This is a genomic window from Salinisphaera dokdonensis CL-ES53, assembly GCF_040361215.1.
GTDB lineage: Bacteria > Pseudomonadota > Gammaproteobacteria > Nevskiales > Salinisphaeraceae > Salinisphaera > Salinisphaera dokdonensis.
The window spans coordinates 103803-121160 of the sequence record NZ_APND01000001.1 but is presented as its reverse complement, the minus strand read 5'-3'; the positions used below and the strand labels follow the sequence as shown (position 1 = coordinate 121160).

General features: G+C 63.4%; 12 protein-coding genes. 9 read left to right on the top strand and 3 right to left on the bottom strand.

Translation table 11 applies throughout. The annotated features are described in order from the left end of the window. Window positions 1-1422 (top strand): siroheme synthase CysG, encoded by a 1422-nt coding sequence (gene cysG, locus SADO_RS00565; RefSeq protein ID WP_353108348.1) that lies wholly within the window; start codon window positions 1-3, stop codon window positions 1420-1422. A 67-nt stretch (window positions 1423-1489) separates the two neighbouring features. On the opposite strand, the gene SADO_RS00560 is transcribed toward cysG, so the two are convergent. Then, on the bottom strand, window positions 1490-2161 hold the full coding sequence (locus SADO_RS00560) for a Bax inhibitor-1/YccA family protein (RefSeq protein WP_353108346.1): 672 nt from the start codon (window positions 2159-2161) through the stop codon (window positions 1490-1492). Between the two features lie 70 nt (window positions 2162-2231). Between SADO_RS00560 and SADO_RS00555 the strand changes: the two genes are divergently transcribed. Genes SADO_RS00555 through SADO_RS00535 form a run of 5 tightly spaced genes read left to right on the top strand, consistent with a single transcriptional unit; the run spans window position 2232 to window position 9371 of the window. Continuing rightward, entirely contained in the window at window positions 2232-3167 is a 936-nt protein-coding gene (locus SADO_RS00555) for a DNA/RNA non-specific endonuclease (RefSeq protein WP_353108345.1), read from the top strand. A 17-nt stretch (window positions 3168-3184) separates the two neighbouring features. Then, a complete protein-coding gene (locus SADO_RS00550) occupies window positions 3185-6841 on the top strand; it encodes a response regulator (RefSeq protein WP_353108344.1) in 3657 nt (1218 codons plus the stop codon). Between the two features lie 3 nt (window positions 6842-6844). Continuing rightward, window positions 6845-7708, top strand: a complete 864-nt coding sequence (locus SADO_RS00545; RefSeq protein WP_353108343.1) for a CheR family methyltransferase — start codon at window positions 6845-6847, stop codon at window positions 7706-7708. Continuing rightward, the gene (locus tag SADO_RS00540; RefSeq protein WP_353108342.1) at window positions 7705-8313 is read left to right on the top strand and encodes a chemotaxis protein CheB; all 609 of its coding nucleotides are present in this window, start codon (window positions 7705-7707) and stop codon (window positions 8311-8313) included. The genes SADO_RS00545 and SADO_RS00540 overlap by 4 nt, the downstream gene beginning before the upstream one ends. Then, a complete protein-coding gene (locus SADO_RS00535) occupies window positions 8301-9371 on the top strand; it encodes a diguanylate cyclase domain-containing protein (RefSeq protein ID WP_353108341.1) in 1071 nt (356 codons plus the stop codon). Before SADO_RS00540 ends, SADO_RS00535 begins: the two co-directional genes overlap by 13 nt. On the opposite strand, the gene SADO_RS00530 is transcribed toward SADO_RS00535, so the two are convergent. Next, a complete protein-coding gene (locus tag SADO_RS00530; protein ID WP_353108340.1) occupies window positions 9368-9652 on the bottom strand; it encodes an exodeoxyribonuclease VII small subunit in 285 nt (94 codons plus the stop codon). The two genes, SADO_RS00535 and SADO_RS00530, sit on opposite strands and share 4 nt — an antisense overlap. A 191-nt stretch (window positions 9653-9843) precedes the next feature. Between SADO_RS00530 and parE the strand changes: the two genes are divergently transcribed. The 3 genes from parE to htpX all read left to right on the top strand — a co-directional run bounded on the left by parE (window position 9844) and on the right by htpX (window position 15165). Continuing rightward, window positions 9844-11751, top strand: coding sequence for a DNA topoisomerase IV subunit B (gene parE / locus SADO_RS00525; RefSeq protein WP_353108339.1), 1908 nt, complete (start codon window positions 9844-9846; stop codon window positions 11749-11751). A 51-nt stretch (window positions 11752-11802) separates the two neighbouring features. Then, window positions 11803-14031: a DNA topoisomerase IV subunit A gene (parC, locus tag SADO_RS00520; RefSeq protein ID WP_353108337.1), complete on the top strand. Its 2229-nt coding sequence runs from the start codon at window positions 11803-11805 to the stop codon at window positions 14029-14031. A gap of 237 nt (window positions 14032-14268) precedes the next feature. Next, entirely contained in the window at window positions 14269-15165 is an 897-nt protein-coding gene (gene htpX, locus SADO_RS00515; RefSeq protein ID WP_353110039.1) for a protease HtpX, read from the top strand. A 68-nt stretch (window positions 15166-15233) separates the two neighbouring features. Here htpX and SADO_RS00510 read toward each other — a convergent pair whose 3' ends face one another. Continuing rightward, window positions 15234-17354, bottom strand: a complete 2121-nt coding sequence (locus SADO_RS00510; protein WP_353108335.1) for an EAL domain-containing protein — start codon at window positions 17352-17354, stop codon at window positions 15234-15236. Window positions 17355-17358: the final 4 nt, after the last annotated feature.

The window sequence follows — 17358 nt, the reverse complement described above, 5'->3', positions numbered from 1 at the left end:
TTGCCGAATACCGCACCCAGCCTTCCGATATTTTTGCGTTTGAGCGATCGCCCGGTGCTGGTCGCCGGGGCGGGGCGAATCGCGGTCCGGCGTATCGGCCGATTGCTCGAATCGGGCGCGCGGATCACGGTCGTTGCCCCGCACGCGCACGAACAGGTCCGAGCCTGGGCTGAAGCCGGTGAACTGGTCTGGAAGAAGCGCGAGGCGGTCGAGAACGACGTCGACGGCTACACGCTCGTCTTTGCGGCAACCGACGATACGGCAGTAAACGCCATGCTTGCCGAGGCCGCGAATAAGCGGCAGGTGCTTGTACAGCGCGCCGACGATGCCGCGGCCTCGGACTTCCTCGTGCCGGCGGTGGTGCAGCGTGATGCACTGCAGATTGCGATCTCCAGCGACGGCCAGGCGCCGACCCTGGCGCGCATTCTGCGTACGCGACTGGATGCCTGGATTCCACGCGCCTACGGTGATCTCGCGCGGCTGGCCGGTGACTTCCGCGACATCGTCAAGGCAAGACTGCCGCGTGCCGAGCGCGCCGGATTCTGGCTCCGTGTTCTCGATGGACCGATCGCTGAGAAGGTATTCACCGGCCGCATGGCGGACGCGCGTCGTGATCTCGCAGAAACGCTGGAGGATGGCGCGCAGACGCCGACCCCGGCACGCGGCGAGGTATACCTGGTCGGCGGCGGCCCGGGCGATCCGGATCTTCTCACCTCGAGAGCCTTGCGGCTCATTCAGCGTGCGGATGTCGTGCTCCACGACAGCTTGATCGCACCAGCCATCCTCGATCTCGCGAATCCCGATGCGGAGTTCATTCATGTAGGCAAGCGCGCCGCACGCCATACCTTGCCGCAGGAAGATATCAACGAGCTGATGGTGCGGCTCGCCGGCGAGGGCAAACGCGTGCTTCGACTCAAGGGTGGGGACCCCTTTGTGTTCGGTCGCGGCGGGGAAGAGATTGCCCAGCTCGCCGAGGCCGGTGTGCCGTTCCAGGTGGTACCGGGTATCACGGCCGCTAGCGGTTGCGCGGCCTACGCGGGCATACCGCTCACCCATCGCGACTATGCGCAGTCGGTGACTTTCGTGACCGGCCATCTCAAGGCGGGTGAGCTGGAGCTGTCCTGGTCGCAACTCGCCAAGCGAGGCCAGACCGTTGTTTTCTTCATGGCGGTCAAGAGCCTGCCAATTATCTGCGAGAAACTACGTCAACATGGGTTGGCGGACGACTGGCCGGCGGCGCTGGTGATCGAAGGCACCACGGTACGCCAGCGGCTGGTCGTCGGGTCGCTGGTCGACCTGCCGGAACGCGTGGCCGCCGAAGTCGTCGAAGGGCCGGCGCTGCTGATAGTCGGTGAGGTGGTGCGCCTCAACGAGACGCTCGGCTGGTTCCGACCGTCCATGGAATCCGAGTCGCAGGTATAAAAAAACCCGGCGCCGCATCGCGGGGCCGGGTTTTGTTCATCGCCTTGTGGGCGCGATAGCTAGATCGCTATTCCTCGCCCATGAAGACGCCGAGCAGCTGCAGCAGGCTCAGGAACAGGTTGTAGATGGTCACGAACAGCGTCACCGTCGCGGTGATGTAGTTCGTCTCGCCACCGTGAACGATCTCGCCGGTCTGGTAGACGATCAGGCCGGACATCAGCAGCACGAACAGCGCCGAGACGGCCATCGACAGCGCCGGGATCGAGAAGACCACTGCAATGATGCTCATCACGAAGGCGACCAGGATGCCCATGAAGAGCATGCCGCCCCACTGGTTGAAGCGCTTGCCGGAAGCCAGCGCGTAACCGGACATGCCCATGAAGATCGCGCCTGTGCCACCAAGCGCGAGCATCACGATCTCGCCGCCGTTGGAGAACGTGGCGAGATACATGTTCAGGATCGGGCCGATGGTGTAGCCCATGAAGCCGGTCAGCCCGAATACGCTGACGAGGCCCATCGCGCTGTTCTTCGTCTTCTCGACCGCAAACAGCAGGCCGAAGTAGCCCACCAGCGTGATGATGATGCCCGGATGCGGGGCATTGAGAACCATCGCCGTACCCGCCACGGCTGCTGAGAACAGCAGCGTGAGCGACAACAGCATGTAGGTATTGCGCAATACGCTGTTGGTAGCCAGCGCGGTTTGTGCGCGGGAGGATTGGACAGTACGTTCCGCGTTCATTGAAAGTCTCGGATTAATGACTGGTTCGAGGCTAGCACGGTTTGTCCGCAGTGAAATCTTTGTTTGAACAATGCAGATAATCCCCGTGCCGATCCCGTTTATACGGTTAGTGCAAAGACCGTTCCTGCGCGCTGAAGTTCCGGTGCTTTGCGCGCTTTTTCTCTTGGTCGCCAGCGGCTGCACGTTAGCCAGGCCGGCGGCCCCAGGTGCATGGCCTGCGGCCCTGGGCGCGCCGGTTAGCAGCGCTCGAGATATACGCCTCGTGGTCAACGACGGTTTCGCGATTGGTTACGACTCTGTGCGTGAGCAGGCCGCATGGGTGGCGTATCGCCTACGGCCGATCGGGCCGTATCGATCCATGCCGCGACCGTCTTTCATCTCCGACCCGCGCCTGCCGAGGCGCGACCCCACGCCCGTCTATACCGGGCCCGATTACGACCGGGGCCACCTGGCGCCTAATTACGCCATGAGTCAGGTGTACGGAACGCGGGCGCAGCGCCAGAGCTTCTACTACACTAACGTCGCGCCGCAGCGGCCGCGTCTCAACCAATTGGTTTGGCAGCGGTTCGAAGAGATCGAAATCGACGACATTGCCCGTGACGAATCGCCACTCTGGGTAATGCTCGGACCGATTGCTGCCGATAGCAGTAGTGTGCCGCAGGCGTTCTTTCGTATATGGCTGGCGCGTACGGCCAGCGGCGAATGGGAGGCCGCGGCGTTTGTCGTGCCCCAGTCGGTGCGCGGGGACGAGCCGCTGAGCCGTTTTGTCGTATCGATAGACCGTATCGAAGCGCTGACGGGACTGGATTTCCTTCCGCGACTTGATATGACGCGGCAGGCGGCGCTGGAAAGCGAGCCCGCGCCTGCCCGTCGCTTCAGACTGGCGACGTTGGCCTGTGAGCCGGCACGCTATGCGCCGCGTTGGCAGGGTCGTGACGGTATCCGACTCGACTTCGAGCGGTGTGAAGAGCAACAGAAGACAAGGCGCGGCGATGCCGACGAATGACAGAATAAGAGAACGGGATGCCTGACGAGAGAGAGGGGGGCAGTGAGTCGTCCGGATTTCGGCGGCGGCTGTCGATTCGGCAGGGCCTGATCAGTGCGGTCGCATTCATCCTGCTGCTGTTCGGGGTTTCCTGTGCCGTCAGTTTCATGGCCTTCGAGAACGTGCAGTCGGCGCGTGTGCTGTCCGGCGGTGTGACCACAACGCTGATTCATACCGCCGAACTGGAAGAAGCGGTAACGCGCAGCCAGAGCGCACTGCGCGCCTATGTGCTGTCGGGCGACGCCCGCTTTATCGAGACGATTGAGCGCAAGGATACCCAGTTCGATAGCGCGCTCGACCGGCTATATCAATACAGCGACCGTTCTGCGTTGCAGCGGCGACGTCTCGACGAGATCGCGCGGCTTCAGCGCGACTGGACGAGGCGCGTGATCACGCCGGCGGTGGAGCAGGTGCAGGCGGGGCAATTGACGTCGGCCCAGCGTGAGCTCATTCGCGATGGCGGTACGTCGATGACCGACCCGCTGCGGCGCACGCTCGATCAATTCCGGTTTCAGGTCCAGAACGAGCTCGACCATAGCGTCGCCCTGATCGACTATCGCCAGGATCGCGCCCGTTGGTTACTGCTCGGCGTGCTGCTGTTCGGTCTCCTGATCGGGTTGTTCACGGTGCGCGCGGTCGTGCGTCGCGTGACCCGGCCGCTGGCGCTGTTGGCCAACATGACGACGCGGCTTGCCGACGGTGAGCGCGACGTGCATATCCACTTTCGCGAGCGTCAGGACGAGATCGGCGAGGTCGCCAACGCGCTCGAGAAGTTCCGCCAGATCATCCTGGAGCAGGATCGCCAGTCCTGGATCCGCGACCATCGCGCGCGGCTGACCGTGGCACTGCAGAAGTGCAAGTCCGAAGAGGAGCTCGGCACTCGCCTGCTCGAGGAGATCGCGCCGCTGTTCGGGGCCGGCTACGGGGCGTTGTTCACGCCGTTGAACCGGCATGATGAAGACAGCGCCTTTGCCTTGAGCGCGAGCTATGGCTACAGCTGCGACGTGGCCCATACGTTCGAGCCGGGTGAAGGCCTGGTCGGCCAGGTGGTCACCAGCGGCGAACCGATACTGCTCGACAACGTGCCCGACCCCTATCTGACCGTGCGATCGGGTCTGGGCGAGAGCCGGCCCACGGTGTTGTTGATCGCGCCCGCGATGGTCGGCGACAGCATCCTCGGTGTGCTTGAGCTTGGCCTGCTGCAGCGGCCCACGTCGGCCCAGCAGGAGCTGCTGGATACATTGCTGCCGAACGTCGGTCTCGGTCTGCTGACCCTGGCGCGTACGCGCCGCGCTGTGGAGTTGCTGGAGCAGAGCCGTGCCCAGACCCTGGCCCTGAAGGAATCCGAGCAGCGGCAGCGCGATCGCCAGGAAGAGCTCAAGAGCGCGAACAGCGAGCTGCGCATGCAGAGTGAGGAGCTCAACGCGCAGTCCGAAGAGCTGCGCGCGTCGGAGGAGGAACTCAAGGTGCAGTCCGACGAGCTGCAGGCGACCAACGAGGAGCTGCGCCAGCGCCAGGAGCTGATGCGCAAACAGCAGCATGAACTCGCCCGCCTGCACACCGAGACCAAGCGGCGAGCCGAAGCGCTGGCGCGCACCAGCCAGTACAAATCAGATTTTCTGGCCAACATGTCGCATGAGTTGCGCACGCCGCTCAACAGCCTGCTGATTCTCTCGCGCAGCCTGGCCGACAACAGCGCCAACCATCTCGACGCGGAGGAAGCCGAAGCGGCCGCGATCATCCACGAGTCCGGCACCAATCTGCTGTCCCTGATCAACGACATTCTCGATCTGTCCAAGATCGAGGCCGGCAAGATGACGGTTACGCCGGAGAGCACCGGGGTCGATGGCGTGGTGCGTCGTATCGAGCGTGATTTCGCCCACGTCGCCCAGCGCAAGGGCATCGCATTCGAGGTGCACGTCGGCGCGGGCGTGCCGGATACGCTGGTCACCGATTCGGGCAAGCTCGACCAGGTGATTCGCAATCTGGTCAGCAATGCGATCAAGTTCACGGAAAACGGCACCGTCCGGGTCGAGATCGTCGCGCCCGCCGCGGATACCGTATTCAAGACCAAGGGCCTGACAAGCGACGACGCGCTGGCGATACACGTCATCGACGAAGGTATCGGGATCCCGAAAAACCGACTCGAACAGATATTTCATGCGTTCGAACAGGTGGATGCCGGTACCAGCCGGACCTATGGCGGCACCGGGCTCGGCCTGTCGATCTCGGTTGAGTTGGCGCGCCTGCTTGGCGGCGAGATCAACGTGGAGAGCGAACTGGGCGCCGGCAGTCGGTTTTCGGTCTATGTGCGGCGCGTGCTCGACGCCAATATCAAGATTTCGCCCACCATCTCCGAGACCGCGCAGACCCGCCGCATCGATGACAGCACGTCGCCGGCGCCCGCGGAGCTGGAACCGAGAAGTCCTGCTGAAACCCCCGCAGACGAGACGCGCACGCACGTGCTGATTATCGACGACGATGCGAATTTCGCGCGCATCGTGGCGCAGGCGGCCGAGGCGCGCGGCTATGAATGCAGCACGGCGGCCGACGGCGAACGCGGTCTGGACATGGTTCGCCAGCAGTTGCCCGATGCCATCGTGCTCGATCTGGGTTTGCCCGGCATGGATGGCTGGGCCGTACTGGACCGGCTCAAGGCCAATGAACGCACCCGGGAGATTCCTGTGCATATCGTGTCCGCGGCGGACAATACCGGCCAATACCAGCAGTCCGGCGCGGTGGGCTATCTGCGCAAGCCCGTATCCAAGGCTGATATCGAGACCCTGTTTGCACGCGCCGAAGTGCTCAGCGGGCGCGAAGCCCGGCGGGTTCTCGTGGTCGACGACGACCGCGACGCGCATACCGCGATCACGCATCTGCTCAAGCAGGAGAATGTGGCGATCCAGGCGGTGGTCAGCGGGGCAGAGGCGCTCGACCGGCTGGAACGTGAAGACTTCGATTGCGTGGTGCTCGACCTGAGCCTGCCGGATATCAGCGGCTTCGAACTGCTCGAGCAGATTGCCCAGCGCGACGATGCGCCGCCGGTGGTGGTCTATTCGGCACGCGAGCTCTCGGAAGAACAGACGCGCCGCCTGCGCGCGCATACCGACAGCATTGTCATCAAGGGCGCGCGTGCCCAGGAGCGCCTGCTGGACGAGGTCTCGCTGTTCTTCCATCGCCTGACGGAGCGCCGAGATACGGCGGCCCCGTCAAGAGCCGGAACGCCAAGCGGGGATGCCGCCCCGGCGGCCGTCGCACCATCGGACCTCGCCGGGCAGACGGTATTGCTTGTCGACGACGATATGCGCAACACCTTCGCGCTATCGCGCGCGCTGCGCGAAAAGGGGCTGAAGGTGCTCATGGCCAGCGACGGGTTCAAGGCGCTCGATCAACTCGCCGCCAATTCGCAGATCGCGATCGTGCTCATGGATATCATGATGCCGGGCATGGACGGCTACGAAACGATCCGTCGTATTCGTGCCCAACCCAATCATGAAAGCCTGCCGATCATCGCGCTAACCGCGAAGGCGATGGCCGGCGATCGCGAGAAATGCCTGGAAGCAGGCGCCAGCGAGTATCTGCCGAAACCGCTGGATGCCCGGGCGTTGCTGCAACTCATGGCGCGCTTGGTGTAGACCATGATCAAACCCGTCGATACCGATGCCCAGGACGCGGCCGATGTGGAAGACATCGCGCTCGAGGTGTTCATTCAGGCGCTGCGCCTGCGGCACGGCTACGATTTTTCGGGTTATTCGCGCGCGTCGCTCAAGCGTCGGGTGGTCGAGCTGAGCCGCAAGTTCGGTGTCGAGCGGCTGGGCGATCTCATCCCCAGCACGCTCTACGAGCCCGAGCTCATGCGCGAGATCGTGTCGCATCTGTCGGTGCCGGTCTCGTCGCTGTTTCGCGATCCCGAGGTGTTTCTGCGGCTACGCGACGACGTGATGCCGATGCTGGCGTCCTGGCCGCGTATCAATATCTGGTTGGCCGGCTGTGCCTACGGCGAGGAAGTCTATTCGCTCGCGATTCTGCTGGCCGAGGCCGGCCTGACCCAGCGCTCCCAGATCTATGCCACCGATTTCAACGACCATGCTCTCGAGCGCGCCGCCGAGGGTATCTTCAACCGTCAGAATCTACCGGAATACCGGAACAATTATCGCGAGTCGGGCGGCCAGGGGCGACTTTCCGACTACTATCACACCCGGTACGAACTGTTGCGCATGCGCCGTGAACTGCTCGAACGAGTTGTCTTTGCCCATCACAACCTGGTGACCGACGGCGTCTTCGCCGAGGCGCATCTGATCATGTGTCGGAACGTGCTGATCTATTTCACCCAGCCGCTCAAGGATCGGGTGCTCGAGCTGTTCGCAGACAGCCTGGTGCGCGGCGGTTTTCTCGTGCTGGGCAATAAGGAAACGCTCAGCGCGTCGTCGCGCGTGGCCGACCGCTTCGAACTGGTCAGCGCGGCCGACCGAATTTATCGCCTCAAGCGGGATGCCGCATGAATAACGCCGAATACGCGGACTACGCAATACTCGCGATCGGCGGCTCGGCCGGCAGCCTGGATGTGATCTGCAACGTGCTGGAAGCACTGGTGGCGCCGACCGAGCTGGCGGTGGTTTTGTGTCTGCATACCGGCAGTCGCGATGTCGGTGATCTGTGCGACGTGCTGTCACTACATTGTGCGTTGCCTGTCGCCGAAGCGCTGGACGGCGAGACGCTGGCGCCGAATCGGGTCCATGTCGCCGGCGGCGGCTATCATCTGCTCGTCGAGCGTGCCGGCACGTTCGCTCTTTGTGCCGGCGAGCGCATCCAGTACGTGCGCCCCAGTATCGATGTGTTGTTCGAATCCATGGCCGAGGCCTATCGGCGGCGGCTCGCCGGTGTATTGCTGTCGGGCGCTAATGCCGATGGCGCGGTGGGGCTGCACGCCATCCATCGGCTCGGGGGACTGACCATCGTGCAAAACCCCGATACCGCTGCGGCGCGCGAAATGCCAGAGTCCGCGCTGAAACTATTCACCCCGGACCGGCAGAGCAGCCCCAGTGAGCTCGTGGACGCCGCTCTTGATATTTCACGGCTTGCACGGTGCATCGAATGTCGACGATAGATAGCGGGCTACAGGAACAGCGCCCGCGCATACTGGTTGTCGACGATCTGTACGCAAACCGCCTGGCGATGCGCAAGGTGCTCGCGACCCTGGCGGTGGAGGTCGTGGAGGCCGAAAACGGCAATGCCGCGCTCGCCGCCTGTATCGATAACGAGTTCGCGCTGATCCTGCTCGACGTGCAGATGCCGGACATGGACGGGATGGAGGTGGCCGAGATTCTGCACGGCGAGGAAAGCACCCGGGACACGCCCGTGATCTTCGTGACTGCGGGGGCCACCGACGATATGGATCGCCTCAAAGGCTATGACGTCGGCGCGGTGGACTACATCACCAAGCCGCTCAATCCGCCGCTGCTATCGGCCAAAGTGCGCAATTTCATCGATCATTATGAAAGCCGTCGTGCACTCAGGAATGCATTGGCCGAACTCGACGAGCGCAATAGCCAGCTCGAACGCGAGATCGAGGAGCGCAAGCGCGCCGAGGATCGCGCCCAGCAGCTGGCGACCCACGATGCGTTGACCGGCCTGCCGAATCGCCTGCTGTTTCTAGACCGCTTGGCGACGAGCATGCAGCGCGCCCGGCGCAACGGTACGGTGTTTGCGCTCGGCTATATGGATCTGGACGGATTCAAACCGATCAACGACGAGTTTGGCCACGGCATCGGTGACATCACGCTCCAGACCATCGCCGACCGGCTTGTCGAAAACACCCGAAAGTCCGACACCGTGGCGCGATTCGGCGGTGATGAATTCGCTCTGATTTTCGAGAACGTGACGGATGAAAAAAGCAGCGTGGCTATGTGTGAAGAGCTGCGCCTGCGTTTGAGCGCGCCGATTTCATTGCCTTGCGCCGGCGGCGAAGGCCTGCGGGTTGGCGTAAGCATCGGGCTGGCGTTCTATTCGGGGTACGATACGAACGCCGACCGGCTGATGCATAACGCCGATCGCGCGCTATACGCCGTCAAGCATGGCGGCAAAGGGGCGGTACACGTGTTCCGCGATGCCGACGAAGACGACGCCCATGTCCACGGCGCGCAGCTGCACCGCCATATGCGCTAGCTATCGGTCGTGTCGCTTTCTGGCGTATCGAAGGGGGCGATCTGTTCGCCGTTCTGGTCGGCAAGCAGTTGGTCGACGCGCAGTTCGGCGCGTTTGAGGGTCTGCTGGCATTCGCGGGCAAGGGTCACGCCACGCTCAAATTTTCCGAGTGCCTGTTCGAGTGACACGTCGCCGGTCTCGAGTGCTTCGACGAGGCCTTCGAGTTCGGTGACGGCATCCTCGAACTCGGCCAGACGGGGTTTGGTTTCGGCTTCGGCCGACGCGTCGGATTTCTTGGCCATGCGCGTTACTCGTATGGGGAACGATGAAGCCGGCAAGTGTAGCGACGCTGACGTGCTGCGTCAGTTCGGGCGTCGTACTCTATTGCCAGCGTGGGCGGCGTAGCTTAACGTGCCGCGCAATCTCTGGCGGGTATTTCAACGGCGGCCGATAGCGCCGCCGATCGATCAACTTTCTTGAATGACGAGGGCTCATGGCCAGCCGCTACGACGCTGCCGATATCGAAGTACTGTCCGGACTGGATCCGGTGCGCAAGCGCCCGGGGATGTTCACGGACACGGCCCGGCCGAATCATCTGGCCCAGGAAGTCATCGACAACAGCGTCGACGAGGCGCTGGCTGGTCATGCCACGGAGATCGACGTGGTGCTGTACGCGGACGGCTCGTTGTCGGTGTCAGACAACGGCCGCGGCATGCCGGTCGACGTACATCCCGAGCAGGGCGTGCCCGGGATCGAGCTGATCCTCACGCGCCTGCACGCGGGCGGCAAGTTCTCGAACAAGCAGTATCAGTTCTCGGGTGGCCTGCACGGCGTGGGCGTATCGGTGGTCAATGCCTTGTCGACCTCGCTGGTCGCCCAGGTCTGGCGCGGTGGCACGCATTACGAAATGCGCTTTGCCGGCGGCGAGCTCGAAAGCGCGCTCACCGAGATCGGCAGCTGTGCCAAGAACAAGACCGGCACCAAACTGCATTTCGATCCGGACCCGCAATATTTCGACAGCCCGCGTTTTGCTACGGCGCGCTTGAAGCACCTGCTGCGTGCCAAGGCCGTACTGTGCCCGAATCTCAAGGTGCACTTCGTCGATGAGGCGGGCGAAGAGGACATCGTCTGGCAGTACGCTGATGGCCTGGCTGACTACATGGCCGACGCGCTCGACGGGATCGAATGCATCATCAGCCCGGCCTTCACCGGGGCCGAAGACGGTGGCAGCCAGACCGTCGACTGGGCGCTGACTTGGCTCGCACCCGATCAACCGGGTATGGACGGCGTCGGCGAAAGCTATGTGAACCTGATTCCGACGTCCGCCGGCGGCACCCACGTCAACGGGCTTAGATCCGGCCTGACCGAAGCGGTGCGCGAGTTCTGCGAGTTCCGCAATCTGCTGCCGCGCGGCGTGAAGATCGCACCGGAAGACGTCTGGTCCGGCTGCACCTATGTGCTGTCGGTGAAGATGAATGAGCCGCAGTTCTCCGGTCAGACCAAGGAACGGCTGTCCTCGCGTGATATCAGCGGCTTCGTGTCCAGCGCGGTCAAGGACGGCTTCTCGCTATGGCTGAACCGTCACGCCGAGACAGGCGAGCTGCTGGCTGCTCAGATCATCGGCAATGCGCAGGCGCGGGCGCGCACGGCCAAGAAGGTCAAGCGCAAGCGAGTGACCGCCGGCCCGGCGCTGCCCGGCAAGCTCACCGACTGCGTGACCGACGATCCGTCTCGCTCCGAGTTGTTTCTGGTTGAGGGCGACTCGGCGGGTGGCTCGGCCAAGCAGGCGCGCGATCGCAATTTCCAGGCGGTGATGCCGCTGCGCGGCAAGATCCTCAACTCCTGGGAGGTCGAACCGGCCGATATCATGGCCTCCAACGAGATCCACGATATTTCGGTCGCGCTGGGTCTGGACCCGTCGAGCGACAACTTCGAGCGCCTGCGCTATCACAAGATCTGCATCCTCGCGGACGCGGATTCGGACGGCCTGCATATCGCCACGTTGCTGTGCGCGCTGTTCGTCAAGCATTTCCGGCCGCTGGTCGAGCACGGTCATGTGTTCGTGGCCATGCCGCCGCTGTTTCGTATCGATGCGGGCAAGGAAGTCTTCTACGCGCTGGATCGCGACGAACGCGACGCGGTGCTGCGCCGGCTCGAGAACGAGAAGAAGAAGCGCAAGATCAGCGTCACGCGTTTCAAGGGTCTGGGCGAGATGAGCGCACTGCAGCTGCGCGAAACCACCATGGCGCCGGATACGCGCCGTCTGGTGCAGCTGGGTATCGAAACGGCCAGCGAGGACGAGACCAGCGTCGACGAAATGCTCGACATGCTGCTGGCCAAGAAGCGCGCCGGCGATCGCCGCAGCTGGCTCGAGGCCAAGGGCCACGAAGCCGAGGTCTGATCCGGCGCCTGCAGCGCCACCTACTCGACAACATTCGGAACGACACAAGCCATGGCCGCCACGATGGAACACGAAAGCGAGCGCCAGCCGCTGCGCGTCTTTGCCGAAAAGGCGTATCTCGACTACGCCATGTACGTCATTCTCGATCGCGCGCTGCCGCATGTGGGCGACGGCCTCAAGCCGGTGCAGCGGCGTATTGTCTATGCCATGTCCGAGCTGGGCCTGTCGGCGGCCTCCAAGCCTAAGAAGGCCGCCCGCACGGTCGGCGACGTGATCGGCAAGTTCCATCCGCACGGCGATTCGGCCTGCTACGAAGCCATGGTGATCATGGCGCAGCCGTTCTCGTATCGCTATCCGTTGATCGACGGCCACGGCAACTGGGGTACCGCGGACGATCCCAAGTCCTTCGCTGCGATGCGTTACACCGAGTCGCGCCTGACCGCCTATGCGGCGACGCTGTTGTCCGAGTTGGGTCAGGGCACGGTCGAGTGGCAACCCAATTTCGACGGGACGCTCAACGAGCCGGTGACCATGCCGGCGCGTCTGCCGAACGTGCTGCTCAATGGCGGTACCGGTATTGCCGTGGGCATGGCGACCGATATTCCGCCGCACAATATCCGCGAAGTGGCGGACGCCACCGTGCACCTGCTCAACAATCCGCATGCCGATCTCGACGCACTGTGTGAATACCTGCCCGCGCCGGATTTTCCGACCGGTGCAGAGATCATCACGCCCGCCGACGAGATTCGTGAGCTCTATGCCAAGGGCAACGGCATCGTGCGTCTGCGCGCGACGTATACGATCGAGAACGGCGAAGTCGTGATCGATGCGCTGCCTTATCAGACCTCGGGCGCGCGCATCCTCGAGCAGATCGCCGGCCAGATGGCAGCCAAGAAACTGCCGATGGTGTCGGATCTGCGCGACGAGTCGGACCACGAGAATCCGACCCGTCTGATCATCGTGCCGCGCAGCAACCGGATCGATATCGAGTCGCTGATGGCGCATCTGTTCGCCACCACCGGGCTCGAGAAGGGCGTACGCGTCAATCTCAACGTCATCGGGCTGGACGGCGCACCCAGGGTGAAGAACCTGCGCGAGATCCTGAGCGAATGGCTGACCTATCGGCGCCAGACGGTCACTCGGCGCCTGCAGCATCGCCTCGATGCCGTGCTCGACCGGCTGCATATTCTCGAAGGCCTGCTCGTCGCTTATCTGAACATCGACGAGGTGATCCACATCATTCGCACCGAGGATGAGCCTAAGCCTGTGATGATGAAGCGCTTTGGGCTGACGGGCACGCAGACGGATGCCGTGCTGGATTTGCGCCTGCGTCATCTCATGAAGCTCGAAGAGTTCAAGATCCGCGGTGAGCAGGAAGAACTGGAAGCCGAACGCAAGACGCTGGAAGCACTGCTCGGCTCGAAGAAGAAGCTCGACAAGCTCATCGGCGACGAGATTATGGCCGACGCCGAGAAATACGGCGACGACCGGCGCAGCCGCCTGGTCGAGAGAGGCCAGGCCAAGGCACTGTCCGAAGCGGACCTGCTGCCCAGCGAGCCGATCACCGTGGTGCTGTCGCGCCAGGGCTGGATTCGTGCGGCCAAGGGCCACGAAGTGGATGCTGCCGGGCTGAATTTCCGTAGCGGCGATGATTATCTGACCCATGCTGCCGGGCGCAGCAACCAGACACTGATCGTGCTGGACTCGACCGGGCGCAGCTATACACTGGCGGCGCACAAACTGCCGTCGGCACGTGGCCAGGGCGAGCCGCTCACCGGCAGCCTGAACCCTGCCGATGGCGCGCGTTTCGTCGGCGTCGCGCTGGGCGACGAGAGCACGCGCTGCGTGCTGGCAAGCTCGGCGGGCAATGCGTTCGCCACCACGCTTGGCGATATCAGCAGCCGTAACAAGAGCGGCAAGGCGGCATTGTCCGTCGGCAAGGCCGCAGACGCGCTCTCGCCTGTGACGATCGCTGGAGAGGATCCCGAGGTCTGTGTTGTGACTAGTGCAGGGCAGCTGCTCTGCCTGCCGCTGGGTGAACTGCCCGAGTTGTCGAAGGGCAAGGGCAACAAGCTGATCTCTGTAAAGAAAGATGAGCAGGTGATCGCGCTCGCGGCCCTGCCGGCGAGCGCCGGACTGACCGTCTACAGCGGCAAGCGCCACATGACGCTCAAGTCCGGGGACCGGGATGCCTATCGCGGGCCGCGCGCCTCGCGTGGCAAACGCTTGCCGCGGGGCTTCACGCAAGTGCAATCCCTGGCGGTCGAGGGCGGCGAGTAAGCCAGCGCGGCGATCAGCTGGTCTGATGGGGCCGCTGGTCTCGTCTTTGGGCCGGCGCCCCGCATTCAACAGCGCGCGCGGTGACGCGGCTGACGAGTATCTCGCCTGCTTGGAGCGGCGTGGACGCCGCGCCGGGCGCGGACAGGCGCGGTAAAAATACCCGCGCTCGTATCTTGAAACCAATGACCGGCTCCGCTATCTAAAGCAGAGTAAACCATGGGCATTCGAGGGCCGTCGATGAAGCGTATCTTTCTGTTTCTGCTGACCAACATCGCCATCATGGTGGTGCTGTCGGTGATTCTGCAGCTGTTTGGTGTCACGAGCCTGCTGGACGAGCAGGGCGTGAATCTCGACCTGCCTTCCCTGCTGATCTTTGCGGCTGTTTTCGGTATGGGCGGTTCGCTCATTTCGTTGGCGCTGTCCAAGTTCATGGCCAAGCGCATGACCGGTGCGCGCGTAATCGAGCGGCCTTCGAACGCCATGGAGAACTGGCTCGTGGCGACAGTGACGCGCCACGCACGTCAGGCGGGTATCGGCATGCCTGACGTGGCGATCTACGACTCGCCGGACATGAACGCCTTTGCCACCGGTATGAGCCGTAACAAGGCACTGGTCGCCGTGTCCACGGGCCTGTTGCAGCAGATGAAACAGGACGAGGCCGAAGCGGTGATCGGCCACGAAGTGACCCATATCGCCAATGGCGACATGGTGACGCTGGCCCTGATCCAGGGTGTCGTGAACACGTTCGTATTCTTCTTCGCCCACGTAATCGGGCATATCGTGGATCGCATGGTGCTGCGCAACGAGCGCGGCCACGGCATCGGCTATTTCATGACCGTGATCTTTGCCGAGATGGTGCTCGGCGTGCTGGCGAGCATGATCGTGTTCTGGTTCTCGCGTCGGCGCGAATTCTCGGCCGATGCCGGCGGCGCGCATCTGGCCGGTCGGGCCAAGATGATCGCGGCGCTGCGCCGTCTGCAGGGCGGGGCGATCGCCACCGAACTGCCGGATCAGATTCAGGCGCTGGGGATTTCCGGCAAGAAAGGGCTGGGCATCAAGCGCTACTTCATGACCCATCCGCCGCTGGAGGAGCGCATCGCCGCGCTCGAGAACGCACGCGCCCAGCAAGCCTGATACCGATCGCGACCGCCCCGGGGCTACGTGTGGCCCCGGGGCGCAGTCGTATCAGCGCCGCGTAGCGGCTAAAGCGTCTGGCTGTCAGCCTGGGCCAGCGCCTCGGTATCCGGCTCCTGGATGAAATGGCCCTGCACGTAATTCACGCCGGCCTGCCAGAGCCGCGCCATGCTGTTGGCGTCCTCGATCTGTTCCGCGATCAGCGGAATCTCGCGCTCGCGCGCGCTGGCGATGATGTGCGTGAGGCGTTCGTCTTCGTCCCGACTCATCATCTGGCGCGCGAAGTCCGGTGCCAGCTTGATGAACGACGCAGGCATGCGGTCCAGTACCTGTACGGCCTTGGGCGTGCTGCCGTAGTGCGTCAAGGCGACGCGGAAACCCGCAGCCTCGAGCGCGTCGGCCAACTCGCGCGCCAGCCGCGTCTGCGTGCGGACGTCGTCCTCGCGGAAGCTGAAGATCAGGTTCCGTTTCGTGATCTCGCGTGTTTGCACGGCTGCGTTCAGCCAGGCCATGAAACCTTCGGCGTCTTCGATCGTGGCGGGCGACAGTTTTGCGAACAGCGCGATATGTGCGTCTCTTGCCCGCTGTTGCCAGATGACATCGATACAGCGCTGCACAACCCATCGATCAATATCGGGCATCAACCGCGCCTGTTCGGCAGCGGGTAGGAATTCGCCGGGGCGGACTAGCGATCCGCCATCATCCACATAACGAAGCAGCACGTCGAAGTAGGGTTGGCTGTCGCCGGCTAGGCTCGTGATGCCCTGATAAGCCAGACTGAATCGATCCTGCGTCAAGGCTTCTCGCAGTCGGGCGGCCCAGGCATCGTCGTCACTTGAATCGGCGCTCGCAGCGGTTTCCGTCTGACATCGTCTGATGGCGTTGCCGCCGTCCTCGCGAATCTCGTAGACGGTATCCATGAGCAGCTGCAGGCGGGAGTCGTTCTGTGCGGCGCCGCCCGACAATATGCAGTGCGCAAGGCTGGTCGAGAGACTGGCACTGCGGCGATCGTCGCCGAATACCTCGTCGGCGAGCGAGTTATGTAGATGCTGCGCGAAATCGTCGATTTCGGCCGCAGAGTTCCGCTCGACGAGCAACACATATTCGCCGGCGCCGAATCGGAAGACGCGATCCTCGCCGCGTAGCGCCTGCAGCAGATAGAGGCCGACCTCCTGCAAGAGCAAGTCGCTTTCGGCCGGACCGAGTTGATCCTGTAACGACGAGATTTCGTCGATCGCCACGAAGACCAGGCCCAGCACCCATTCCTTGGTACGGCTGACGGTCTGTGCGAGCACATTGTGCAGCGCCATACGACCGTCCATCGCAGGGCCGCGCGCGACATCGGCGGCGCGCTGCTCGCTATCGACCGACTGGAGCACCAGATTCGTACGCTGTTCGTCGGCCTTCTCGGCCACGCCTGCCTTCAGCAGGGCGCGTAGCGACTTGCGGTGGTTCAGGTGGGTGGTGATATCGAATACGAGTGCAGTGTCCGAATTCTCGGTCGCCACCTGTTCCAGTGCTTCGGAAAAACGTGTCCGGTCGTGGGGTGCAACGCGGTCAAGCATGTCGATGCCGCGCGCGGCGTCAATGTCGTCCACGCCGATCATTCGTGCGAATGCAGGACTCGGATCGGCCACGCGATGGTTCACAAGCGTGGCGCGCGCATCCTGGCCCTGGCTGAGAAGAACATCCAGCCGGCGCTGGGTCTGGTTCAACCGCTGGGCGGCATCGAGCATTTCGGCGCGTACGCGTCCGACCTCGAGCGCCTGGCGCAAGCGCAGGCGCAACTCCGCCTCGCTGGCCGGCGAAAGCAGGTCCCACGCACCGGATTCGATGGCAGCCGCGTGGTCGAGGCCTGCATCGCCGGTATCCAACATGATTACCGGCGCCGCACCGGCCAGTCCGCTTACCAGAGACAGTTCGCGGGTCGCGCGGGTGGTGTCTGCGTGACAGTGAAGAACAACAAGCGCGATGCCGGATACCAGCCCGTCATCGGCGAGCAGGGTGGGATCGTCCGAATGCACCAGATCGACTGGGTCGTTGTCGTCGTCCAACGCCTGCCGAATCGTCGCGAGCAGTTCATCCTCTGCGGTGATCGCCAATACGCCAAGAGTTTTGCCGACCCCGGTGCCGGGCGGCGGCAACGGTGCTGTGGTCTGCTGCTTCAATCCTGTCCCCTGTGCACTCATGAGT